This is a genomic window from Bacteroides salyersiae WAL 10018 = DSM 18765 = JCM 12988 (genome assembly GCF_000381365.1).
Lineage (GTDB): Bacteria > Bacteroidota > Bacteroidia > Bacteroidales > Bacteroidaceae > Bacteroides > Bacteroides salyersiae.
In genome coordinates this window covers 204,007-227,498 of the sequence record NZ_KB905469.1, presented here as the reverse complement: position 1 = coordinate 227,498, position 23,492 = coordinate 204,007, and the positions used below count along the sequence as shown (strand labels likewise).

Below are 23,492 nucleotides of genomic sequence, written 5' to 3'. Positions count from 1 at the left end.
AATTCATATTATGGTAGAGAAAGCGGAGATTTTGTTGGTTGATGATCATGCGCTGATCCTGGAAGGGATTTGTCAGATTTTAAAACGAATCCCTGAAGTGGTTGTAGCAGATGCAGTGACAACGGGTAAGGAGGCTGTCGGGCTGATTGCAGCGCGTGATTATGATATTTATATTTTGGATGTCGGTTTACCCGATATGTCCGGATTTGAATTGATAGAGATGATTCGTGAAATCAATGAGGATGCACGTATAATCATCAATACAATGCATGAGGAAATTTGGTATATCAACAGGCTTATTCGCCTGGGAGTGAATGCTGTGACTCTGAAGGCTTCGGAGTCCGTTGAAATAGGAAAGGCTGTAAAGAGTGTGTTGCGGGGAGTAGCATATACTTGTCCGCGATTTGAGGGCATACGGCAGAAACTGAGTAATGCTTCGTCACAAATACACCCTAAGGATATTCCCACCAAGCGTGAGCTTGAAGTTTTGCAAGCAGTCTCCGAGGGATTTTGCACGCATGAAATTGCTTCGCGGTTGCAGATTACGGAGAATACGGTTGAAACATTTCGTAAAAGGCTGATTCAAAAATTTGAGGCAAAGAATGCGATTGATATGGTGGTGAAAGCAATGGCGCTGGGGTGGATAAAAGTTGTGTAGAAAGAAATTTTTTCTTCTGTCACGGTTTTCGGTGATGTTTTTGTGCAACTTTTCGTCTACCTTTGAGGCGGTAATTGAAATAACTCTCTCTTACAGTTTCGTGAAGAATAAAAAAGAGGACAGTCAATATGTCGTGATGATATATGTCAATTCTATTAACTGGTTTTTACAATAAAAGGGCGTACTCGATAAAAAGAGTGCGCCCTTTGTTCCTTTTCGATGGGGGAGGATCTATTAGATCAACCTTCTAAATTTTGTATTTCCACATCTTTTACTTTACGGAGCAGGTCGGAAGCAAATATAAAGTTATTCAACAACTTGTTAGTGGAAGTGAAAATATCATCTTTTGTACCTTCCCATTCTTTTCTTCCTTCGTAGATATAAATAATCTTTTCTCCGATTCCTAATACGGAGTTCATGTCGTGCGTATTGATGATTGTTGTCATGTTGTATTCTCGCGTGATGTCGTGTATAAGATCATCGATCACTAACGAAGTTTTAGGATCGAGTCCGGAGTTCGGTTCATCACAAAACAGGTACTGCGGATTGAGTGCGATGGCCCGTGCAATCGCTACTCGTTTCTGCATACCTCCACTGATCTCTCCCGGAAACTTATCTTTGGCTTCTGTCAGATTCACACGGTCGAGACAGAACATGGCCCGTTTGGTGCGGTCTCGTAATGTATCGTTACTGAACATGTTCAATGGAAACATTACGTTGTCCAATACAGACATGGAGTCGAACAGGGCAGCGCTTTGAAAGATCATTCCCATCTCTCTGCGCAGCATTTTCTTCTCTTTTTTACCCATCGCCAGGAAGTTGCGATGGTCGTATAGCAATTCTCCTTTTTCGGGAATCAGCAGCCCGACGATGCATTTCATCAGTACCGTTTTTCCTGAACCGCTCTGGCCGATAATCAGATTGGTTTTTCCATTCTCAAAAGTAGCATTGATGTCTTTCAATACCGCTTTGTCTTCGAATGATTTATAGAGTCCTTTTACTTCAATCATCCCATTAAAAGTTTAGTTAATACCAGATCGGCAAATAAGATTAATACACTACTGGATACGACAGAATCCGTAGATGCTTTTCCGACTTCTATCGAACCTCCTTCTACCATATAGCCAAAGAAAGAGGACACGCTGGCAATAATAAAAGCGAAAAATAGTGATTTGATAATACCACACCACACGAACCATTCCACGAACATGTATTGCAAACCGTATTCCAGATCGGTAGCTGTCATAATCCCTCCAAACCAGCAAGTGGCGAAAGCACCGATGATACCGGCAAAAATACTGAATGTCACTAAGATAGGAATGGTGGTGACCATAGCAGCTATTTTAGGAAGTATCAGATAGTTGGCGGAGTTGACTCCCATTATTTCAAGGGCGTCGATCTGTTGGGTAACGCGCATGGTACCTAATTCCGATGCAATATTGGATCCTACTTTTCCGGCAAGAATCAAACACATGATGGAGGATGAGAATTCCAGTAACAGAATTTCACGCGTTACGTAACCCACTGTCCAACGGGGCATCCAAGGGCTTTCGATATTGAGTTTGATTTGTATGGTAATTACCGCACCGATGAAAAATGAAATCAGCAGTACGATTCCGATGGAATTCACTCCTAACTGTTCTATCTCGTTGAGATATTGCCGGAAGAACATCCGCATGCGTTCGGGTCGTGAGAATGTACGTCCCATCAGCATCATATATCTTCCGACGGTTCTTAATGCTTTGATCATAACTTCGTATATTTGTCTGCAAATGTACGTTTTTTCAGCTTATTTTTGCTACATTTGCCGCAAAATAACAAAGATATGGAAGAAAGCAAGATGGTGCTTCGTACGGAAGACCTGGTGAAGAAGTACGGTAAGAGAACTGTGGTTAGCCATGTATCCATCAATGTGAAGCAGGGCGAAATCGTAGGTTTATTGGGACCGAACGGTGCTGGTAAGACTACTTCATTTTATATGACTGTAGGACTGATTACCCCTAATGAAGGCCGTATCTTTTTGGATGATCTTGAAATTACAAAATATCCGGTATATAAACGTGCACAGACCGGTATCGGCTACTTGGCACAAGAAGCTTCTGTGTTTCGGCAGATGAGTGTGGAAGACAATATTGCTTCTGTGCTCGAGATGACCAATAAACCTAAAGAATACCAGAAGGAAAAGCTGGAAAGCCTGATTGCCGAATTCCGGTTGCAAAAAGTACGAAAGAATAAGGGAAATCAATTATCCGGTGGTGAACGTCGCCGTACGGAGATTGCCCGTTGTCTGGCTATCGATCCGAAATTTATCATGCTGGATGAACCTTTTGCCGGTGTAGACCCTATTGCGGTGGAGGATATCCAGCAGATTGTCTGGAAGTTGAAAGACAAAAATATCGGTATTCTTATTACCGACCATAATGTGCAGGAGACATTAAGCATTACCGATCGTGCTTACCTTTTGTTTGAAGGAAAAATTCTTTTTCAGGGAACTCCTGAAGAACTTGCAGAAAATAAGATTGTGCGGGAAAAATATCTTAGTAATAGTTTTGTTCTCCGGCGTAAGGACTTTCAATTGGAAAAGGACTAAATTCTGTTTTATCGGGCATATCTCAGATAAATCATGTCGATACATTGTTCGCCATTATCTTCGAAGATAGGTTCGGGATAGTTATCGACGAAGAAGTTTTTGATAATATGTGATTCGACAAAGCCGCATTTCCGATAGAAATCCAATTGGTAAAATTCCTTTCCGGGGATGCCTGTACTTCCCGTACCAACGATAATATTCGGAATTTCTCTATAATGCTCGACAATAAAACTCATCATTCGACTGGCATATCCCCGGCGTAGATAATCGGGATGGGTTGCCAGGTTTTTTATTTCTGCCGTCTCTTTGTCTGATACCACAACGGTTACACATACAGGTATTTCTTCCAGTTGCATAATATATAAATGCCCTCTGCCAAGGTAATGCTGTATCATATCAACCGACGGGTCTGCTATGAGCAACAGATTCAGATAGTCTTCTTTGTTTTCTTTTATCTCACGGATACTTATGTTGGCTTGGTGTTTCATGTTTGACTGGAAGGTATGTAAAAAGAACCTTCCGATTGTTCGGAGGATCGGAAGGTTACTTTGAATTTCTTTTAGTTAGAGTTTAGGTTTAGCTTCCTTTACCACCATGGTGCGTCCGTGATATTCTGCACCATTTAATTCGGCAATGGCTTTTGAGGCTGCAGCATCGTCTTCCATTTCAATGAAAGCGAAACCTTTGGATCTGCCTGTTTCGCGATCCATGATAACTTTTACTGAAGAGACTGTCCCGTAATCTTCCATAACTTGTTGCAAATCTGCTTCCTTAACACGGTAGTTAAGGTTTCCAACATAAATGTTCATAGTGAAAAAGATAAAAATAAATAATGAAATAAAAACTCTCGGGAAGATGACTGATAATAAAAAGATTAAAACGACAGAGAGTTTACATATACGTTTTTGGACGAGGTAAAAACTTGCAATAGAAATCAAGAAACTAATACATCATCATTCCTGTACAAAGAAAAGCATAAAAAATGAAAATACACTTGTTTTTCTTTAGTTTTCTAACATTTCTGTAGTGATTTTATGATTTATGTATGTGATTGATACGTTGTTGTAATATAAAAGTATGATTCATTTCGTTTCATAAAGAATAATTCTTTCGCGTTTTTTTGATAATTGAAAGATTAGCACTAATTTTGCACCCTCATTTGAGTATAGAATAAAGTATAAATCAAATAAATAATTGTCAGAATGAACGTTTCATTTCAAAACATTGACAAAGTAAGCGGCTTGCTTACCGTAAAGCTGGAAAAGGCTGATTATCAGGAAAAAGTAGATAAATCGTTGAAGACATTCCGTCAGAAGGCGCAGATTCCGGGATTCCGTAAAGGGATGGTTCCTATGAGTCTGGTAAAGAAGATGTATGGTAAATCGGTTATTGCCGAAGAGGTGAATAAGCTTCTTTCAGAAAAAGTATACGATTACATTAAGAGTAATAATGTGAATATGCTGGGTGAACCGTTGCCAAATGAAGAAAAACAACAGGTGATTGATTTCGACACCATGGAAGAATTCGAATTTGTATTCGATATTGCTTTGGCACCGGAATTTAAAGCAGAAGTAAGCAATACGGATAAGGTTGACTACTACACAATCGAAGTTACGGATGAGATGGTGGAAAATCAGGTAAAGGCTTATACTCAACGTAACGGTAAATATGATCAGGTTTCAGCTTATGAGGATAATGATATGCTGAAAGGTTTGATTGCCGAATTGGATGAAAATGGTAACACTAAAGAAGGAGGCATTCAGGTAGCAGGTGCTGTATTGATGCCTTCTTATATGAAGAATGACGAGCAGAAAGCTATTTTTGCCAATGCCAAGGTGAATGATGTATTGGTATTTAATCCGAATGCGGCTTATGACGGTCATGATGCAGAAATCGCTTCCTTGCTGAAAATTGAAAAAGAAGCTGCTGCTGAAATGAAATCTAACTTTAGTTTTCAGGTAGAAGAAATTACTCGTTTTGTTCCGGGTGATTTGAATCAAGAACTTTTTGACCAGGTATTTGGCAAAGATGCCGTGAAGACTGAAGAAGAATTCCGTGCGAAAGTAAAAGAAGGAATTGCTGCACAGTTTGTTGCTGATAGCGATTATAAATTTTTGATCGATGCTCGTAAGATGTTGATGGAAAAGGTTGGTAAACTCGAATTCCCGGATGCATTATTGAAACGTATCATGCTTCTCAATAATAAGGAGAAAGGTGAAGAATTTGTAGCAGAAAACTATGAAAAGAGCGTAGAAGAGCTGACATGGCACTTGATTAAGGAGCAGTTGGTTAAAGACAATGAGATCAAAGTAGAGCAGGAAGATGTTATCAATATGGCAAAAGATGCTACAAAAGCTCAGTTTGCTCAGTATGGTATGATGACTGTGCCTGAAGATATTCTTGAAAACTATGCTCAGGAAATGCTGAAGAAGAAAGAAAATGTAGACGGTTTAGTAGGTCGTGTAGTGGAAGCTAAGTTAGCTACAGCGCTGAAAGCTAAGGTGACATTGAATAATAAAACCGTTTCAATGGAAGAATTTAACAAAATGTTCGAATAGTACTTCCCTTGTGGAAAGAACATAGGATCATAGGAGCACAGAGTTTTTATAAAATTATAACTCTGTGTTTTTTTTGTCTCTGTGTTCTTTTTTGTTTCTTTGCAGTTACATTATAAATAAAAAAGAAAGGAACTTGAAAATGGATGATTTTAGAAAATACGCTACCAAGCATTTAGGAATGAATGGCTTGATGCTGGACGATGTGATTAAATCGCAAGCAGGGTATTTAAATCCTTATATTCTTGAAGAAAGACAACTCAACGTGACACAACTCGATGTGTTTTCACGTTTGATGATGGACCGCATTATTTTTTTAGGCACTCAGATTGATGATTATACTGCAAATACATTGCAGGCACAGTTGCTATATCTGGATTCGGTAGATCCGGGTAAGGACATTTCTATTTATATCAATTCTCCGGGCGGATCGGTGTATGCCGGATTGGGCATTTATGATACTATGCAGTTCATCTCGAGCGATGTGGCTACCATTTGCACGGGGATGGCGGCATCGATGGCTGCTGTTTTGTTAGTAGCGGGTGCTGAGGGAAAGCGTTCGGCATTGAAGCACTCTCGTGTGATGATCCATCAACCGATGGGAGGCGCGCAAGGCCAAGCTTCGGACATTGAAATCACTGCCCGTGAAATTCAAAAATTGAAAAAAGAACTTTATACTATCATTGCCGATCATTCTCATACTGATTTTGATAAGGTGTGGGCCGATTCGGACCGAGATTATTGGATGACTGCTGAAGAAGCCAAAGAATACGGTATGGTAGACGAAGTGTTGATTAAGAAATAAAAATGGCAGAATCGAAAACGAATAAAAAAAGATGCAGTTTCTGTGGTCGAACGGAAAATGAGGTCGGTTTCTTGATTACGGGAATGAACGGCTATATTTGCGATAGCTGTGCTACGCAAGCTTATGAGATAACCCAGGAAGCTCTTGGAGTAGGGAAAAAGACGACAGGAACTACAAAATTAAACTTGAAAGAACTACCTAAGCCGGTAGAGATAAAGACTTTTCTGGATCAGTATGTGATTGGGCAGGACGATGCAAAGCGATTTTTGTCTGTATCGGTATACAACCACTATAAACGGCTTTTGCAAAAGGATAGCGGTGATGATGTAGAGATTGAAAAATCAAATATCATCATGGTAGGAAGTACGGGAACAGGTAAAACATTGTTGGCGCGTACCATTGCAAAGTTGTTGCACGTACCGTTTACTATTGTAGATGCCACGGTATTGACGGAAGCCGGTTATGTGGGTGAAGACATTGAGAGTATTTTGACTCGTTTGCTTCAGGTTGCTGATTATAATGTGCCCGAAGCCGAACAAGGAATTGTCTTTATCGATGAAATTGATAAGATTGCACGTAAAGGTGATAATCCTTCCATCACTCGTGACGTTAGCGGTGAAGGTGTTCAACAAGGACTGTTGAAACTGTTGGAAGGATCTGTTGTGAATGTGCCGCCACAAGGTGGCCGTAAGCATCCCGATCAAAAAATGATTCCGGTGAACACGAAAAACATTCTGTTTATTTGTGGCGGTGCTTTTGACGGCATTGAAAAGAAAATTGCCCAGCGACTGAATACGCATGTGGTAGGTTACAGCGCTTCACGAAAGACAGCTACTATCGATAAAAATAACATGATGCAATATATTGCACCGCAAGACTTGAAATCGTTCGGACTGATTCCTGAAATTATCGGACGCTTGCCGGTGCTGACTTATCTGAATCCATTGGATCGGGATGCGCTTCGTGCGATTTTGACTGAACCGAAAAATTCCATTATCCGGCAATATGTCAAACTGTTTGAGATGGATGGCGTTAAACTGACATTCCAGAACGAAGTATTTGAATATATTGTCGATAAGGCGGTTGAGTATAAGCTCGGTGCACGCGGATTGCGTTCTATCGTGGAGACAATCATGATGGATGTTATGTTTGAGATTCCTTCGGAAAATGCAAAAGAGTACGAAGTGACATTGGATTATGCAAAACAACAACTGGAAAAAGCAAATCTTGCGAGGTTGCAAACTGCTTAAAATCAAAAGGTAAGAGGTATAGGATGATTTATTTCTATTTTTTCTTGAAAAATATTAATCGGATTATGCTTGATATTTAAGAAGTTGTTTATAACTTTGTTAGAGCTCTTTTACAAAAGGGACTCTAAAGTAAAATCATGAACTGAATAAAACAACCTATTTAAAGATGGCAGGGAAGATTAATTTGACAGACCAGCTGAAACAGTATTTCGGGTTTGATAAATTTAAGGGAAATCAGGAAGCGATCATTCAGAACTTGCTCGATGGGAGAGACACTTTTGTGCTGATGCCTACGGGAGGAGGGAAGTCTCTGTGCTATCAGTTACCTTCTCTTTTGATGGAAGGTACGGGGATTGTTATTTCTCCGTTGATTGCACTGATGAAGAACCAAGTGGATGCTATGCGCAATTTTAGTGAAGAAGACGGTATTGCCCATTTTATCAATTCTTCATTAAATAAAGGTGCGATAGACCAAGTGAAGGCTGATATCCTTGCCGGAAAAACAAAATTGCTATACGTAGCTCCGGAATCATTGACGAAAGAAGAGAATGTTGAATTTCTGCGATCGGTTAAGATTTCGTTCTATGCAGTAGATGAGGCTCACTGTATTTCGGAATGGGGGCATGACTTCCGTCCGGAGTATCGGCGAATACGTCCCATTATTAATGAAATAGGGAAGGCACCTCTTATAGCACTTACTGCTACGGCAACTCCGAAGGTACAACATGATATTCAGAAAAATCTGGGCATGGTTGATGCGCAAATATTTAAGTCGTCATTTAATCGTCCGAATTTGTATTATGAGGTACGTCCTAAAACTGCAAATATCGACAGGGATATCATTAAGTTTATTCGGAATAATCCGGAGAAGTCCGGTATTATTTATTGTCTGAGCCGTAAGAAGGTGGAGGAACTTGCTGAAATACTTCAAGCTAACGGTATTAATGCAAGGGCATATCATGCAGGAATGGATTCTGCTACGAGAACTCAGAATCAGGATGATTTTCTGATGGAGAAGATCGATGTGATTGTGGCAACCATTGCTTTTGGTATGGGTATTGATAAACCGGATGTGAGGTACGTAATACATTACGATATACCGAAAAGCCTGGAAGGATATTATCAAGAGACAGGACGTGCCGGCAGAGACGGTGGTGAAGGCCGGTGTATTACCTTTTATACAAACAAGGACCTGCAGAAACTGGAAAAGTTCATGCAGGGAAAGCCAGTGGCAGAGCAGGAAATAGGTAAGCAGCTTTTATTGGAGACTGCTGCATATGCCGAATCATCTGTTTGCCGTCGTAAGACTTTATTGCATTACTTCGGTGAGGAGTATTTGGAAGATAATTGTGGAAATTGTGACAACTGTTTAAACCCTAAAAAACAAGTGGAGGCTCAAGAATTATTGTGTGCTGTGATTGAAGCGATCATAGCGGTAAAAGAAAACTTTAAAGCAGATTATATAATAGATATTTTACAGGGAAGGGAAACTTCCGAAGTACAGGCACATTTACACGAAGATTTGGAAGTGTTCGGCTCCGGTATGGGAGAGGAAGATAAGACTTGGAATGCCGTGATCCGTCAAGCGTTGATAGCCGGATATCTGAGCAAGGATGTGGAGAATTATGGCCTGTTGAAAGTAACAGAGGATGGACACGCATTCTTGAAGAAACCAAAGTCATTCAAGATAACCGAAGACAACGACTTCGAAGAAGTAGAGGAAGAAACTCCGGCCCGTGGTGGAGGATCTTGTGCGGTAGACCCTGCGCTTTATTCTATGCTTAAGGATTTGAGAAAGAAGCTGTCAAAGAAACTGGAGGTACCGCCTTATGTGATTTTTCAGGATCCTTCTTTAGAAGCGATGGCTACAATTTATCCGGTGACGCTTGAAGAATTACAGAATATTCCGGGAGTCGGTGCAGGAAAGGCCAAACGTTATGGTGAAGAGTTCTGTAAGCTGATTAAGCGTCATTGCGAGGAAAACGAGATTGAACGTCCCGAAGATTTGCGTGTACGTACGGTAGCCAATAAATCTAAGTTAAAAGTTTCTATTATCCAAGCTATCGACCGTAAAGTAGCTTTGGACGATATCGCATTGTCAAAAGGAATAGAATTCGGAGAATTATTGGATGAGGTAGAAGCAATCGTTTATTCGGGTACAAAACTGAATATAGATTATTTCCTTGATGAAATTATGGATGAGGATCATATGCTTGATATCTATGATTATTTCAAAGAATCAACTACCGATAAGATAGATGATGCGCTCGATGAGTTGGGTGATGATTTTGCGGAAGAAGAGGTTCGCTTGGTTCGTATTAAATTTATATCAGAAATGGCTAATTAAAAAGAGGTAGAGTTCATTTTGGGATAAATAATAGTGGGATGTGTTTATAAAGACACGTCCCTTTTTTATATGTATGCGTAGGACCTGACCCTCTCCAGTCAGGCTTTTGTTTGGATCAATAGGATAAAACTGAGCGGGACTGTTGTAAAGTTGATTGTTCGTTGACAATTTAATCTGATCCTATTAGAAGAATCCTCTTGCCGATTGGCAAGGGGATTTTTTTATTTCTATCCTTGTCTGTATTGAATAAAAACTGTATATTTGCACGCAATAAATTTTAAACGCATAGCCCTATGTCATTTATTGCTGATAAGATTGTAATGGATGGATTAACGTATGACGACGTTTTGTTAATCCCTGCTTATTCCGAAGTTTTACCACGTACTGTCGAGCTCTCGACAAAGTTTTCAAAAAACATTGAGTTAAAAATTCCTTTTGTGACCGCTGCTATGGATACGGTTACAGAAGCCAAAATGGCTATTGCAATAGCCCGTGAGGGAGGAATTGGCGTTATTCATAAAAATATGTCAATTAAAGAACAGGCCAAGCAAGTCGCTACGGTTAAACGTGCCGAAAATGGTATGATTTACGATCCGGTGACTATTAAAAAAGGCTCCACTGTTCGTGATGCCCTTGCTTTGATGGCTGAATATAAGATTGGCGGTATTCCGGTAGTAGATGACAATAGATATCTTGTTGGAATTGTAACGAATCGTGACCTTCGTTTTGAACGTGATATGAACAAGCGTATCGATGAGGTGATGACAAAAGATAATCTGGTTACCACTAATCAGTCTACTGATCTGGAAGCGGCTGCACAAATCTTGCAAAAACATAAGATAGAGAAGCTCCCGGTGGTTGATAAAGACAATAAACTGATCGGTCTGGTAACTTATAAGGATATAACCAAGGCGAAAGATAAACCAATGGCTTGCAAAGATTCTAAAGGGCGTTTGCGTGTGGCTGCGGGTGTGGGAGTGACTGCGGATACAATGGAACGTATGCAGGCTTTGGTGGATGCAGGAGTAGATGCTATCGTGATCGATACGGCTCACGGACATTCAAAATTCGTAATTGAAAAGCTGAAAGAAGCAAAAAGTTGTTTCCCGGATATTGATATTATAGTTGGTAACATTGCTACCGGTGAGGCTGCCAAGGCATTGGTCGATGCGGGTGCCGACGGGGTAAAAGTAGGGATCGGACCGGGATCTATCTGTACGACTCGTGTAGTGGCCGGTGTAGGAGTACCTCAACTGTCTGCTGTCTATGATGTAGCAAAAGCATTGAAAGGTACCGGGGTTCCTCTGATTGCAGATGGCGGATTGCGTTATTCGGGTGATGTGGTGAAGGCGCTTGCTGCCGGCGGGTATTCTGTAATGATCGGTTCTTTGGTAGCAGGAACAGAGGAAAGTCCGGGTGAGACGATCATTTTCAATGGCCGTAAATTTAAATCGTATCGGGGTATGGGGTCGTTGGAAGCGATGGAAAACGGGTCGAAAGATCGTTATTTCCAAAGTGGTGAGGCGGATGTGAAGAAGCTCGTACCGGAAGGTATCGCCGCTCGTGTTCCCTATAAAGGTACTTTATATGAAGTCATTTATCAACTGACCGGAGGTTTGCGTGCCGGAATGGGATATTGTGGCGCACAGAATATTGAGAAATTGCATGAAGCAAAATTTACCCGCATTACCAATGCCGGAGTAATGGAAAGTCATCCGCACGATGTGACTATTACAAGCGAATCGCCTAATTATAGTCGCCCGGAATAAGATATATCTATCGGTTAAAATAAATCAAGTCTACCTTTAATTATGCGTTGTCATATTTTGAAGGCAGACTTTTTAATTTTAGGGCGATACAATTTTTCCTCTCTTTCAGCGTTTAATAAAACGTATGTATGTAAATGAAACTTTGTTATGAAAAGAAATCTGGTTTTATTGCTAACTTGCCTGTTCGGGCTTTCAGCTTTTGCACAAGAAGATCCGGTGTTGATGCGGATTAATGGGAAAGATATTACTCGTTCCGAATTTGAATATATCTATAATAAAAACAATTCTCTGAATGAGTTGGAAGCTAAGAGCTTAAATGAATACGTTGATCTTTTCATCAACTTTAAGTTGAAAGTGGCGGCTGCCGAAGCCGCCGGAATTGACACGACCCGTGCCTTTCGCGAAGAATTGAATGGCTATCGTCGCCAATTGGCAAAATCATATTTGACGGATGAAGAAGCTGATGAAGCATATGCACGTCAGTTTTATGATAAAATGAAAGCGGATTCACGTGCGGGGCACGTACAGGTCATGCATATTTTTAAGTATCTGCCGCAAACATCTCCGAAATCGTTGGTGAGCGAAACCGAAGCCCGAATGGACTCTCTATATCAGGTTTTATCCGCTAATCCGGATGCGGATTTTGCATCTTATGTCAGCCAGTTCTCTGATGATAAAAATCCGTTCTGGGTGGGTTTTCTTCAAACGCCGGAAGAGTTTGAGGATGTAGTTTTTTCTATGAAAAGCGGAGAAATCTCCAAACCGTTCTTTACTCCCCAGGGTATGCATATTGTTAAAGTACTTGACCGGAAAGAATTGGCTCCTTTTGCAGAAATAAAAGAGGAGATCAGCCGGCGTCTGGCACGCAAGTTTGGTATTGATAAAGGAACGGAGGCATTGGTTGAAAAGTTGAAGGGTGAATATAATTATCAACCGAACAATGAAGCTTTGCAGGAGTTACAGGCAAAAGGGGAGACGGAGAAACCTCTTTTTACATTGGATAACCATACGTATACCGGTGCTGATTTTAAACGTTTCGCCGCTTCATATCCCAGAAGTTTAAAAATGCAGTTGGAAGCATTTACAGTGAAGTCGGTGCTTGATTATGAGAATAGCCGTTTGGAAGAAAAGTATCCGGCTTTCCGCCTTTTGATGCAGGAGTATAAAGAAGGGATGTTGCTGTTCGAAATCAGCAACCGTGAAGTTTGGGAACGCGCTGTGGCCGACGAAGCCGGACAGGCTGCTTATTTTACTTCTCATAAATCGGATTATAATTACAAAGAACCGCGTTATAAAGGTGTTGTGGTACATTGTGCCGACAAAAAAATGGCTAAAGAAATAAAGAAGCTCATAAAAAAGCTTCCGGAGAAGGTATGGGCTGACACCATTGCCAAGACATATAATGATTCGGTAGCAGAAATTGTGAAGGTAGAGGAAGGCCTGTTTGCGAAAGGTGACAATAAATATGTAGATAAACTGGTGTTTAAAACCGGTAGCTTCGAACCTTTGGAGTCTTATCCTTTTACTACTGTTTTTGGTGAAAAACGAAAAGGACCGGATAGTTATACCGAGGTGCGCGGGCCGCTTGCCGCCGATTATCAAAATTTCCTTGAATCGCTTTGGGTGAAGCGTTTACGTGATGAAAGTAAGGTTGAAATTAACCAAGAGGTTTTAAAAACAGTTAATAACCACTGATATAACCGATTATTGCATTATCTTCGTACCTTGAATATAAGTATAAATTCAGTTGACAATGCGAATAACGGGCCTCTTGCTGGTTTCTCTTTTTTTCTGTGCGGCGTGTACGGACAGTCATGATCATAGGGGGAAAACTCCTTTGGTAGAGGTTAATGGAAACTTTTTATACAAAGAAGACCTGCAATCCGTGCTTCCTGCAGGATTGTCAAAAGATGACAGCTTGCTTTTCGCCGAGCGCTATATACGGGATTGGGCGGAAGATCTTTTACTGTATGAGAAAGCACAGAATAACATCCCCGATAACGAAGAGATCGAAAAGTTGGTAGGAAACTACCGGAGGGCCTTGATTATGCATACTTATCAGCAAGAACTGATTGGGCAGAGACTTTCCAACGAGATCCCGGAACAGGAACTTGCAGAATATTACGAGAAAAACAAAGAACTTTTTAAACTGGATCGTCCTTTAGTGAAAGGATTGTTTATTAAAGTGCCTTTAACTGCTCCTCAAATTGCCAATGTTCGAAAATGGTATAAGTCCGATGCACAGGAAGCTGTGGAACATCTGGAAAAATACAGTTTTCAGAATGCAGTGAAATATGAATACTTTTACAATAAGTGGGTGCCACTGAGTGAAGTGCTGGATATGATTCCTTTGCAAACAGAAATGCCGGAAGAATATGTCAGTAAGAATCGTCATGTGGAATTGAAAGATACTGCCTTTCATTACTTTCTCAATGTGACTGATTATCGGGCGATAGGAGAAGAAGAACCTTATGAGTTTGCTATGTCGGAGGTGAAAGATATGCTTGTCAATATAAAACAAGTCGATTTTATGCGTCGGGTGAAAGATGACTTGTATAAGCAGGCTATAGACAAGAAAAAGATTATATATAATTATTAAATACAAAGAATGAAGAAGTTTGTAAACTTTAGATTTGTTGTTTTATTTGTGCTGGTAATACTGGCTGACACGGCGATGTACGGACAGGACAATGTGATTGACGAAGTAGTTTGGGTTGTAGGCGACGAGGCTATTCTGAAATCAGAAGTAGAAGAAGCGCGCTTGAGTGCCTTGTATGACGGACGTAAAATAGATGGTGATCCTTATTGTGTGATCCCGGAAGAATTGGCCGTACAAAAACTGTTTTTACATCAGGCGCGTCTTGATAGTATCGAGGTTCCCGAAAGTGAAGTTATTCAACGAGTGGACGCGATGACCAACCATTGGATACAAATGTTGGGCTCGAGGGAAAAGATGGAAGAATACTTTTTTGAACAGCAGAACAAAACTCCGTCTCAGATACGTGAAACTCTTCGTGAAAATGCGCGCGAGGGACTTACCGTACAGAAGATGCAGCAAAAACTTGTGGGAGATATTAAAGTAACTCCTTCCGAAGTACGTCGTTATTTCAAAGATCTTCCTCAGGATAGTATCCCTTATGTTCCTACACAAGTAGAGGTACAGATTATTACTTTGCAGCCTAAAATTCCTATTACTGAAATAGAAGATGTGAAGAGACGGTTGCGTGAGTATACCGATCGCGTGAATAAGGGCGAAACGGAATTCTCTACTTTGGCCCGTATGTATTCTGAAGACCGTGGTTCTGCCATGAGAGGGGGTGAGACCGATTTTATGGGTAAGGGAATGATGGATCCGGCTTATGCTGCTGTCGCTTTTAGTTTGCAGGATCCTAAAAAGGTATCTAAGATTGTGGAGTCGGAATATGGTTTCCATATCATACAGTTAATAGAGAAACGTGGTGATCGTGTAAATACCCGTCATATATTGTTGCGTCCTAAAGTTTCTGAGAAAGAGCTGATAGAGGCTTGTGGGCGTCTGGACTCTATTGCAGATGATATTCGTGCCGGTAAATTTCCTTTTGACGATGCGGCTGCCGCACTTTCTCATGACAAGGATACGCGTAATAATCACGGGTTGATGGTAAACACCAACTCCAATGATGCCATGGCTACTTCCAAGTTTGAAATGCAGGAGTTGCCGCAGGATGTAGCAAAAGTAGTGGATAAACTGAACGTTGGTGAGATTTCGAAAGCTTTTACGATGGTCAACGAGAAAGATGGAAAAGAAATCTGTGCTATTGTGAAGTTAAAGACCCGTATCAACGGTCATAAGGCAACCATTACGGAAGATTATCAGAATCTGAAAGAGATCGTAATCGCTAAACGCCGGGATGAGATGCTGCATAAATGGATTTTGGAAAAGCAGAAACATACTTATGTGCGTATTAATGACAACTGGAAAAACTGCGATTTCAAATATCCGGGTTGGATTAAGGATTAATGAGAGCGAATAGTGTCTTTTTTAAAAGCGTCCTCACAGGGGTGATATGTTTGTTTGGAGCATATTTCCTTTGGGCTCAGGATCAGAAGCCTCAACAGAAATCTCAGAAGAAAAAGACGAAAGTGGATCTTCTTCATGCAGACGAGGGTAGAGCTGATAAGATGGCGCGTCCGGACGTACAGGTACTTATCGGTTCGGTAAAGTTGCGCCATGACAGTATGTATATGTACTGTGACAGTGCATTGATTTATGAAAATACGAATTCTGTCGAGGCTTTTAATAATGTACGTATGGAGCAGGGAGATACGCTGTTTATCTATGGTGATTATTTATATTATGATGGAATCTCCCAACTGGCCCAACTGCGTGAGAATGTTAAAATGATCAATCGTAATACGACTTTGCTTACTGATAGTCTGAATTACGATCGTATTTATGATTTAGGATATTATTTTGAAGGGGGTACATTGATGGACGAAGAGAATGTACTGACTTCCGACTGGGGTGAATACAGCCCGTCTACCAAACAATCCGTTTTCAATCATGATGTGAAGTTGGTTAATCCGAAGTTTATTCTGACTTCGGATACATTGAAATATAATACCGTATCTAAAATAGCTACCATTTTGGGACCGTCTGAGATTGTAAGCGATCAGAATCATATCTTTTCAGAACGGGGCGTTTATAATACTTTGACCGGGCAAGCCGAGTTGTTGGACCGTTCCATATTGACCAATCAGGGAAAGCGAATGACCGGTGACAGTTTATTCTATGATCGTAAATTGGGATATGGTGAGGCTTTCGATAATGTGGTGATGAACGACAGTATCAATCGTAATATGCTGACGGGAGATTACTGCTTTTACAATGAGCTGACCGATAGTGCCTTTGCTACAAAGCGAGCGGTGGCTATCGACTATTCTCAGGGCGATAGTCTCTATATGCATGCCGATACTTTAATGATGACTACGTTTTATCTGAATACGGATTCGGTGTTTCGTGAGATGAGAGCTTATCATAAGGTGCGTATGTACCGCACGGATCTACAGGGTGTTTGCGACTCATTGGTGTATAATTCTAAAGATTCTTGTGTGACAATGTATACCGATCCGATTCTTTGGAATGAAGGTCAGCAACTGTTGGGTGAAGAGATCAAGATCTATTTGAATGATAGCACGATCGATTGGGCGCATATCATCAATCAGGCACTGACGGTGGAGATGAAAGATTCGTTGCATTACAACCAGGTTTCGGGAAAAGAGATCAAGGCCTATTTTGACAGTGGTGAGATGAGGAAAGTAGACGTCATAGCCAATGTGTTGGTAGTCTTTTATCCACAGGAAGAGGATAGCACGATGATTGGCATGAATACCTCTCAAACCAGCTTGCTGACAATGTATCTAAAGGATCGTAAAATGAAGCGTATGGTTATGAGCCCCAAATCGGACGGAGTGCTTTATCCGATGGATCAGATCCCGGCTGATAAAATGAGATTGCCTACATTTGTCTGGTTCGATTACATTCGTCCACAGAACAAAGATGACATATTTGAATGGAGAGGCAAAAAAGCCGGTGAAACATTGCGTAAATCTACCCGAAAACCATTAAATTCGCCCAAGCGTGAATTAATTAATATGAAATAGCACTATGGGAATGTTTAATAGCGGTATGAGAAAACCGCGTCGCTTCAATCATCAATACATCTATGTGAACGAGCGGAAAGAAAAGCTCGATAAGATGGAAGAACAGGCCAAACGTGATTTAGGCATGTTGCCTGAGAAGGAATTTTCTCCGGAAGACATTCGGGGGAAATTTGTGGAAGGGACTACGCACCTGAAACGTCGTAAAGAGAGTGGACGCAAACCGGTGCACTTAGGGGTAATTCTCGTAATTATTGCTTTACTGATTTTCCTGTGGCATTATTTGCAAACGGGTAGCTGGAGCTGGGGAGAGTTGTGATTTCTGAATTATGATTTATGGAAGGGGCAGGTTGAAGCATTTTATACCAGTTGCTTGTTCTTGTCGGGGCTACTGACTGCCAAATTCCAACTACCAGCTACTGACTACTAAATTCTAACTACTAAACATTATGAGTGATATCATCCATTTATTGCCCGATTCGGTTGCCAATCAGATAGCGGCCGGTGAGGTAATACAACGTCCGGCATCTGTCATTAAGGAGTTAGTGGAAAATGCGATCGATGCTGAGGCCGGCAATATACATGTATTGGTAACGGATGCCGGTAAAACTTGCATTCAGGTTATTGACGATGGAAAGGGGATGTCTGAAACGGATGCCCGCTTGTCTTTTGAACGCCATGCCACTTCGAAGATACGTGAAGCTTCCGATTTGTTTGCTTTACGTACAATGGGGTTCCGTGGTGAGGCGCTTGCTTCTATTGCGGCCGTTGCGCAGGTGGAGCTTAAAACCCGTCTTGAGAATGAAGAACTGGGTACAAAGCTGGTTATCGCCGGTTCTAAGGTAGAAAGTCAAGAGGCGGTTTCTTGCCCTAAAGGCAGTAACTTTTCCATTAAGAATCTGTTTTTCAATATTCCGGCACGCCGTAAATTCCTGAAAGCCAATTCTACGGAGTTGAGCAATATACTCACGGAGTTTGAGCGTATTGCTCTTGTGCATCCGGATGTTGCTTTCTCCCTTTATAGCAATGACTCCGAATTATTCAATCTTCCGGTAGCCCCGTTGCGGCAGCGTATCCTTGCTGTTTTCGGCAAGAAACTTAACCAGCAGCTATTGAGTGTGGATGTGAATACAACGATGATCAAACTTTCCGGTTATGTTGCTAAGCCGGAAACGGCGCGCAAGAAAGGGGCACATCAGTATTTCTTTGTGAATGGCCGTTATATGCGGCATCCCTATTTCCATAAGGCGGTGATGGAGGCTTATGAACAATTGATCCCGGTAGGTGAGCAGGTTTCTTATTTTCTTTATTTTGAAGTGGATCCTGCCAATATCGATGTGAATATTCATCCGACTAAAACGGAAATTAAATTTGAGAACGAGCAGGCTATCTGGCAGATTGTTTCTGCAGCTGTCAAAGAATCGTTGGGGAAATTCAATGCAGTTCCTTCCATTGATTTTGATACGGAAGACATGCCTGATATTCCGGCTTTTGAACAAAATCTTCCCCCGGCGCCACCGAGGGTACAATATAATTCGGATTTCAATCCTTTTAAAACCTCTTCCTCCGGTGGCGGAAGTATGAGCTATTCCCGTCAGAAAGTAGATTGGGAAGATCTTTATGGCGGATTGGAAAAGGCCAGCAAGATGAATCGTACGACAGTGGAAACGGAAACCGGGCCGGATGATTTCTTTCCGGTCGAAGAGGATATACAGCCGGCTGCTTCGGCTACTTTGTATGCTAATGAACCTATTGTAGAAAAAGGAAACCTCCATTTACAGTTTAAAGGGCGTTTTATTCTTACTTCCGTAAAGTCCGGGTTGATGCTGATCGATCAGCATCGTGCCCATGTGCGGGTATTGTTCGACCGGTATATGCTTCAGATTAAACAGAAACAAGGAATGTCACAAGGAGTTCTTTTTCCGGAGATATTGCAACTACCGGCTTCTGAAGCTGCTGTGCTGCAAGGTATTATGGATGAGCTTTCGGCAGTGGGCTTTGATCTTAGCGATTTAGGAGGAGGAAGCTACGCGATCAATGGTATCCCTTCCGGCATTGAGGGGCTCGATCCGTTGGAATTGGTGCGTAATATGTTGCATACTGCCATGGAAAAGGGAAGTGATGTGAAAGAAGAAATTCAGAATATCTTAGCATTGACATTGGCCCGTGCGGCCGCTATTGTTTATGGGCAAGTACTGACAAATGAAGAAATGATAAGTCTTGTTGATAGTCTTTTTGCCTGTGCAGCTCCCAATTATACTCCGGATGGTAAGGTGGTACTCGCCACTATCAGGGAAGAAGAGATAGAGAAACTTTTTAAATAGCCATGAAATCCTCATGTAACAACTTAGCCGGTTTGAATTTTCCTCTCAAAATAATATGAGCAAAATTTAAACAAGAACTTAAACCGTATGCCAAAAGTTGAACGTAAAACTTTAGGGGTGCAGTTCAAAGTTGTTGCATGAGTGATTCTGATCTATCAGGCATTTTCCTTTAACATTGTTAATCTTCTTTTCCAAGTATTACTTTCTGCTTTGCAAAGAATTAATTTCCTAAGTGTAAGAATACGTATTCTTGTGTGCAAAGAATGCATTTTAACATGGCATTAATATTAATATCTTTTGTCGGAGAATACACATTCCTGTTTTTCTGTTTTCTTTATCTTATCTATTTGATATATATCTGTTTATATCGTCTGTAGTGTTTCCTGTAAAATTATTCTGTGCTGCCGGTCTTCTAAAGATATTTTGTCTGTACTTGTCAATTTGGCTACTATCTTGGATCATGGGCTTCACCTTCCGACTGATGGTGGTTTGCATGAGTATTTATTGAAGACGAAACATAAAAACTCATTTTTTCAAAACCTTTTAGTTCCATTGGTGTTATTTAAACAGTTCAATAGGAAAAAACAATAACCACTTTAACTATTTAGGTATATGAAAAAGATTCTAATGTTGCTGGCTTTTGCCGGCGTAGCAGCCGCATCTTCGGCTCAACAAGTTACTGTTACCGAAACAGAAGTAATAGAGGTGCAGGATAAATATCAAGTATTGACTAATCCGTTCTGGAGCAACTGGTTCTTCTCAATCGGTGGGGGTGCGCAGGTGCTTTACGGAAATGGCGATAATGCAGGAGAATTTAAAGATCGTATCAGTCCTGTCTTGAATGTCGCTGTAGGTAAATGGTTTACTCCCGGATTGGGATTGCGTTTACAGTATAGCGGTCTGCAAGCCAAAGGGTTCTCATATGACAAAACAGCTCCGTATGTAACCGGGAATGAAATGGGCGACGGATATTACAAGCAGAAATTTGACTATATGAATCTGCATGGTGATATCATGTTTAATTTGAACGCTCTTTTTGGCGGTTACAATTCGCATCGCGTTTACGAAATTATTCCTTATTTGGGAGCCGGTTTTACTCATTCTTACACCAAACCTCGCATACATGCATTTACAATGAATGCCGGTTTAATTAACCGTTTCCGTATTTCCAATGCTGTCGATATCAATCTGGAGTTGAGTGCTACCGGATTGGAAGGAAAGTTTGACGGCCAACATGGAGGCAAGCATGATTACGATGGCATTCTCGGTGCTTCTGTCGGCTTGACTTACCACTTTCCGAACCGTGGATTCCAACGTCCGTTCCCGCAGATTATCTCTGAAATGGAATTGAGAAATATGCGCGAGCAGATGAATGCAATGGCTGCTGCTAATCTTGATTTGCAGCAACAGTTACAGGAAGCAGAAAGCCAGCCCACTACTGAGGTGATTGAGCAACAGGTCGTTGTAGATGCCAACATCGCTCCCCGTACCGTATTCTTCCAGATCGGTTCTGCTGAGATTTCTCCGCGTGAGGCAATGAACCTGTCTTATCTGGCTGAACAGATGAAGAAATTCCCGGATACGAAGTATGTCGTGAACGGATATGCCGATTCTGCAACAGGTACTCCTGACTTTAACAAAGAGTTGAGTATGAAACGTGCGCAGGCAGTGGTAAATGTACTGATCAAACAGTACGGAATTGCAGCAGACCGTTTAAGTGTAGATGGCAATGGCGGTGTTGATAAATTCGGCCAGCCGATCTTGAACCGTGTCGTATTGGTGAAGTCCAACAATTAATGGGGTTCTGAAAGAACCTTACAGTAACAGAAAAAGGAGAATGTGTTCGTTTCTTGAACTCATTCTCCTTTTTTGTTTGCGTCTCCGTTTATTCTGTTTATTTCTCTGCTGCAAATTTCTTTACCTGTTCGGCTATTAGGTCTGCATCATCGAAATAGTTAATCTTCATCGCTTTGCGAACATCCGATAATGTATCGGCGGCGGCGGCTCTTGCCACATCACATCCTTGTTTCAGCATATCGTAGATGGCCGGGATGTCCTTTTCGAACTCTTTTCGCCGATTGCGGATCGGTTCCAGTGTCTCTTGCATGATGGCATTCAGGAAGCGTTTCACTTTCACATCTCCCAATCCCCCGCGCTGATAGTGCGCTTTCAGTTCGTTCAAATCCGGATAATCCGGCAGATAGCGTTCAAAGTGTTCCGGGCGGCAGAATGCATCCAGATAAGTAAACACGGTATTACCTTCGATCTTGCCCGGATCTTGTACACGCAAGTGGTCGGGATCGGTAAACATGCTCATCACTTTTTTCTGTATTTCGTCTGCTTCTTCCGAAAGATAGATGCAGTTGCCTAATGATTTACTCATTTTGGCCTTGCCGTCGGTACCCGGAAGGCGAAGGCAAGCCGCATTGTCCGGCAATAAAATTTCCGGTTCTACCAGTGTGTCACCGTAAATGTGATTGAAACGGCGTACAATTTCCCGCGCCTGTTCGATCATCGGTTCCTGATCTTCGCCTACCGGAACAGTTGTTGCACGGAATGCGGTGATATCGGCGGCTTGACTGATGGGATAGGTAAAGAAACCGACCGGAATGCTTGTTTCGAAATTACGCATCTGAATTTCTGTCTTTACGGTCGGGTTGCGTTGCAAACGTGACACGGTAACCAGATCCATGAAGTAAAAACTCAGTTCACATAATTCGGGGATTTGTGATTGAATGAAAATGGTTGCTTTCGTCGGGTCGAGACCGCAGGCCAGATAATCGAGGGCTACCTCGATTACGTTTTGGCGTACCTTTTCCGGATTGTCGATATTGTCGGTCAGAGCCTGTGCATCGGCAATGAATACAAACATTTTTTCATATTGTCCGGCATTTTGCAAGTCTACTCTTCTTTTAAGAGAACCTACATAGTGGCCGATGTGGAGTCTGCCTGTCGGGCGATCTCCTGTTAATATAATCTTTCCCATTTCTTTATCATTTAATATATTAACTGCAAAGGTACGAATAAAAAACGAATGTCCGAAATGTGTATAGACCGGAAAGCTCGCTCTGATCTTATTATATTCGTGTTCTGATCTTATTATGTTGAAGATGTCTAAGTAGGATAAGCGTTTCACGGTTGTGAGACGTGCATCTCATGATTGAGAGACGATCGTTACACAATTGAGAGATGACCGTCTCATGACTGTGAGACGCTACAAAGAAAAGCGTAGCGTGCAAAGTATTCTGCGTGCTTTTGTTCTCTGCCCGCACCACATCTCTGCCGGATGGAGTTTTCAATCTTTTCTGCCCGATCATATGTTTTTACTTAAAATATTCTTTCCCGAATCTTTTGTATTTATCGAAATAAGTCGTTACTTTGCACAAATTTTAAAAATAGCAATGAGTCAGCAGGAAATCAGAAGCAAGTATCATCTCCGTTCGGATGTCTTCCATCCGGAATCTGTATACTTCTTCTCTTTTCTCCAAAAACGATATTTAGTTCTTTGGTAATGCGTTAATCCTTTCATCAGGGTAACGCATTTTTTTTGTGCG

At 41.4% G+C, this 23,492-nt stretch carries 20 protein-coding genes; 15 read left to right on the top strand and 5 right to left on the bottom strand.

Annotated elements, in window-relative coordinates; all coding sequences use genetic code 11:
* The first annotated feature begins 10 nt into the window (after positions 1–10).
* The gene (locus HMPREF1532_RS19885; protein WP_005934287.1) at positions 11–658 is read left to right on the top strand and encodes a response regulator; all 648 of its coding nucleotides are present in this window, start codon (positions 11–13) and stop codon (positions 656–658) included.
* 239 nt (positions 659–897) lie between these two features.
* Here the strand turns inward: HMPREF1532_RS19885 and HMPREF1532_RS19880 are convergent, their stop codons facing one another.
* Together HMPREF1532_RS19880 and HMPREF1532_RS19875 are read right to left on the bottom strand one after the other, a co-directional pair.
* On the bottom strand, positions 898–1,668 hold the full coding sequence (locus HMPREF1532_RS19880) for an ABC transporter ATP-binding protein (RefSeq protein ID WP_005934285.1): 771 nt from the start codon (positions 1,666–1,668) through the stop codon (positions 898–900).
* Positions 1,665–2,408 (bottom strand): MlaE family ABC transporter permease, encoded by a 744-nt coding sequence (locus tag HMPREF1532_RS19875; RefSeq protein ID WP_005934283.1) that lies wholly within the window; start codon positions 2,406–2,408, stop codon positions 1,665–1,667. Before HMPREF1532_RS19875 ends, HMPREF1532_RS19880 begins: the two co-directional genes overlap by 4 nt.
* A gap of 75 nt (positions 2,409–2,483) precedes the next feature.
* On the opposite strand from HMPREF1532_RS19875, the gene lptB reads away from it, so the two are divergent.
* Positions 2,484–3,248, top strand: a complete 765-nt coding sequence (lptB, locus tag HMPREF1532_RS19870) for an LPS export ABC transporter ATP-binding protein (protein ID WP_005934281.1) — start codon at positions 2,484–2,486, stop codon at positions 3,246–3,248.
* Between the two features lie 8 nt (positions 3,249–3,256).
* Here the strand turns inward: lptB and HMPREF1532_RS19865 are convergent, their stop codons facing one another.
* Positions 3,257–3,736 carry a GNAT family N-acetyltransferase gene (locus HMPREF1532_RS19865; protein WP_005934278.1) on the bottom strand — a complete coding sequence of 160 codons (480 nt, stop codon included), beginning with the start codon at positions 3,734–3,736 and terminating at the stop codon, positions 3,257–3,259.
* 75 nt (positions 3,737–3,811) lie between these two features.
* Entirely contained in the window at positions 3,812–4,057 is a 246-nt protein-coding gene (locus HMPREF1532_RS19860) for an RNA recognition motif domain-containing protein (RefSeq protein WP_005934276.1), read from the bottom strand.
* 393 nt (positions 4,058–4,450) lie between these two features.
* On the opposite strand from HMPREF1532_RS19860, the gene tig reads away from it, so the two are divergent.
* From tig to HMPREF1532_RS19800, 12 genes are all read left to right on the top strand, one after another.
* On the top strand, positions 4,451–5,806 hold the full coding sequence (gene tig, locus HMPREF1532_RS19855; protein ID WP_005934274.1) for a trigger factor: 1,356 nt from the start codon (positions 4,451–4,453) through the stop codon (positions 5,804–5,806).
* A gap of 139 nt (positions 5,807–5,945) precedes the next feature.
* Positions 5,946–6,608, top strand: a complete 663-nt coding sequence (clpP, locus tag HMPREF1532_RS19850) for an ATP-dependent Clp endopeptidase proteolytic subunit ClpP (RefSeq protein WP_005934270.1) — start codon at positions 5,946–5,948, stop codon at positions 6,606–6,608.
* A 2-nt stretch (positions 6,609–6,610) separates the two neighbouring features.
* Positions 6,611–7,858 carry an ATP-dependent Clp protease ATP-binding subunit ClpX gene (gene clpX / locus HMPREF1532_RS19845; RefSeq protein ID WP_005934267.1) on the top strand — a complete coding sequence of 416 codons (1,248 nt, stop codon included), beginning with the start codon at positions 6,611–6,613 and terminating at the stop codon, positions 7,856–7,858.
* Between the two features lie 166 nt (positions 7,859–8,024).
* Entirely contained in the window at positions 8,025–10,205 is a 2,181-nt protein-coding gene (gene recQ, locus HMPREF1532_RS19840; protein WP_005934264.1) for a DNA helicase RecQ, read from the top strand.
* Between the two features lie 293 nt (positions 10,206–10,498).
* Entirely contained in the window at positions 10,499–11,974 is a 1,476-nt protein-coding gene (gene guaB / locus HMPREF1532_RS19835) for an IMP dehydrogenase (protein WP_005934262.1), read from the top strand.
* 147 nt (positions 11,975–12,121) lie between these two features.
* Positions 12,122–13,669, top strand: coding sequence for a peptidylprolyl isomerase (locus HMPREF1532_RS19830; RefSeq protein WP_005934260.1), 1,548 nt, complete (start codon positions 12,122–12,124; stop codon positions 13,667–13,669).
* Positions 13,670–13,727: 58 nt separating this feature from the next.
* Complete coding sequence (locus tag HMPREF1532_RS19825) at positions 13,728–14,573, top strand: peptidylprolyl isomerase (protein ID WP_005934258.1); 846 nt, start codon at positions 13,728–13,730, stop codon at positions 14,571–14,573.
* A 9-nt stretch (positions 14,574–14,582) separates the two neighbouring features.
* Positions 14,583–15,974 carry a peptidylprolyl isomerase gene (locus HMPREF1532_RS19820; RefSeq protein WP_005934256.1) on the top strand — a complete coding sequence of 464 codons (1,392 nt, stop codon included), beginning with the start codon at positions 14,583–14,585 and terminating at the stop codon, positions 15,972–15,974.
* Positions 15,974–17,617: an OstA-like protein gene (locus HMPREF1532_RS19815; RefSeq protein ID WP_005934254.1), complete on the top strand. Its 1,644-nt coding sequence runs from the start codon at positions 15,974–15,976 to the stop codon at positions 17,615–17,617. Before HMPREF1532_RS19820 ends, HMPREF1532_RS19815 begins: the two co-directional genes overlap by 1 nt.
* A gap of 4 nt (positions 17,618–17,621) precedes the next feature.
* Positions 17,622–17,933: a hypothetical protein gene (locus HMPREF1532_RS19810; protein WP_005934252.1), complete on the top strand. Its 312-nt coding sequence runs from the start codon at positions 17,622–17,624 to the stop codon at positions 17,931–17,933.
* Between the two features lie 130 nt (positions 17,934–18,063).
* On the top strand, positions 18,064–19,938 hold the full coding sequence (mutL, locus tag HMPREF1532_RS19805; protein WP_005934250.1) for a DNA mismatch repair endonuclease MutL: 1,875 nt from the start codon (positions 18,064–18,066) through the stop codon (positions 19,936–19,938).
* A 612-nt stretch (positions 19,939–20,550) separates the two neighbouring features.
* Entirely contained in the window at positions 20,551–21,735 is a 1,185-nt protein-coding gene (locus HMPREF1532_RS19800) for an OmpA family protein (RefSeq protein WP_005934244.1), read from the top strand.
* 97 nt (positions 21,736–21,832) lie between these two features.
* Here the strand turns inward: HMPREF1532_RS19800 and trpS are convergent, their stop codons facing one another.
* Positions 21,833–22,924, bottom strand: coding sequence for a tryptophan--tRNA ligase (gene trpS, locus HMPREF1532_RS19795; protein ID WP_005934241.1), 1,092 nt, complete (start codon positions 22,922–22,924; stop codon positions 21,833–21,835).
* A 196-nt stretch (positions 22,925–23,120) separates the two neighbouring features.
* Here trpS and HMPREF1532_RS21895 point away from each other — a divergent pair, with 196 nt between their 5' ends.
* Complete coding sequence (locus HMPREF1532_RS21895; RefSeq protein ID WP_224206467.1) at positions 23,121–23,450, top strand: hypothetical protein; 330 nt, start codon at positions 23,121–23,123, stop codon at positions 23,448–23,450.
* The last annotated feature ends 42 nt before the right edge of the window (positions 23,451–23,492 follow it).

Excerpts from the sequence above, each read along its gene's own strand:
- HMPREF1532_RS19885 (WP_005934287.1), top strand. The coding sequence starts at position 11 with ATGGTAGAGAAAGCGGAGATTTTGTTGGTTGATGATCATGCGCTGATC.
- lptB (WP_005934281.1), top strand. The coding sequence starts at position 2,484 with ATGGAAGAAAGCAAGATGGTGCTTCGTACGGAAGACCTGGTGAAGAAG.
- HMPREF1532_RS19865 (WP_005934278.1), bottom strand. The coding sequence starts at position 3,736 with ATGAAACACCAAGCCAACATAAGTATCCGTGAGATAAAAGAAAACAAA.
- HMPREF1532_RS19810 (WP_005934252.1), top strand. The coding sequence starts at position 17,622 with ATGGGAATGTTTAATAGCGGTATGAGAAAACCGCGTCGCTTCAATCAT.
- clpX (WP_005934267.1), top strand. The coding sequence starts at position 6,611 with ATGGCAGAATCGAAAACGAATAAAAAAAGATGCAGTTTCTGTGGTCGA.
- recQ (WP_005934264.1), top strand. The coding sequence starts at position 8,025 with ATGGCAGGGAAGATTAATTTGACAGACCAGCTGAAACAGTATTTCGGG.
- HMPREF1532_RS19880 (WP_005934285.1), bottom strand. The coding sequence starts at position 1,668 with ATGATTGAAGTAAAAGGACTCTATAAATCATTCGAAGACAAAGCGGTA.
- trpS (WP_005934241.1), bottom strand. The coding sequence starts at position 22,924 with ATGGGAAAGATTATATTAACAGGAGATCGCCCGACAGGCAGACTCCAC.
- HMPREF1532_RS19875 (WP_005934283.1), bottom strand. The coding sequence starts at position 2,408 with ATGATCAAAGCATTAAGAACCGTCGGAAGATATATGATGCTGATGGGA.
- HMPREF1532_RS19800 (WP_005934244.1), top strand. The coding sequence starts at position 20,551 with ATGAAAAAGATTCTAATGTTGCTGGCTTTTGCCGGCGTAGCAGCCGCA.
- HMPREF1532_RS19830 (WP_005934260.1), top strand. The coding sequence starts at position 12,122 with ATGAAAAGAAATCTGGTTTTATTGCTAACTTGCCTGTTCGGGCTTTCA.
- guaB (WP_005934262.1), top strand. The coding sequence starts at position 10,499 with ATGTCATTTATTGCTGATAAGATTGTAATGGATGGATTAACGTATGAC.
- HMPREF1532_RS19820 (WP_005934256.1), top strand. The coding sequence starts at position 14,583 with ATGAAGAAGTTTGTAAACTTTAGATTTGTTGTTTTATTTGTGCTGGTA.
- clpP (WP_005934270.1), top strand. The coding sequence starts at position 5,946 with ATGGATGATTTTAGAAAATACGCTACCAAGCATTTAGGAATGAATGGC.
- mutL (WP_005934250.1), top strand. The coding sequence starts at position 18,064 with ATGAGTGATATCATCCATTTATTGCCCGATTCGGTTGCCAATCAGATA.
- HMPREF1532_RS19825 (WP_005934258.1), top strand. The coding sequence starts at position 13,728 with ATGCGAATAACGGGCCTCTTGCTGGTTTCTCTTTTTTTCTGTGCGGCG.
- HMPREF1532_RS19815 (WP_005934254.1), top strand. The coding sequence starts at position 15,974 with ATGAGAGCGAATAGTGTCTTTTTTAAAAGCGTCCTCACAGGGGTGATA.
- tig (WP_005934274.1), top strand. The coding sequence starts at position 4,451 with ATGAACGTTTCATTTCAAAACATTGACAAAGTAAGCGGCTTGCTTACC.
- HMPREF1532_RS19860 (WP_005934276.1), bottom strand. The coding sequence starts at position 4,057 with ATGAACATTTATGTTGGAAACCTTAACTACCGTGTTAAGGAAGCAGAT.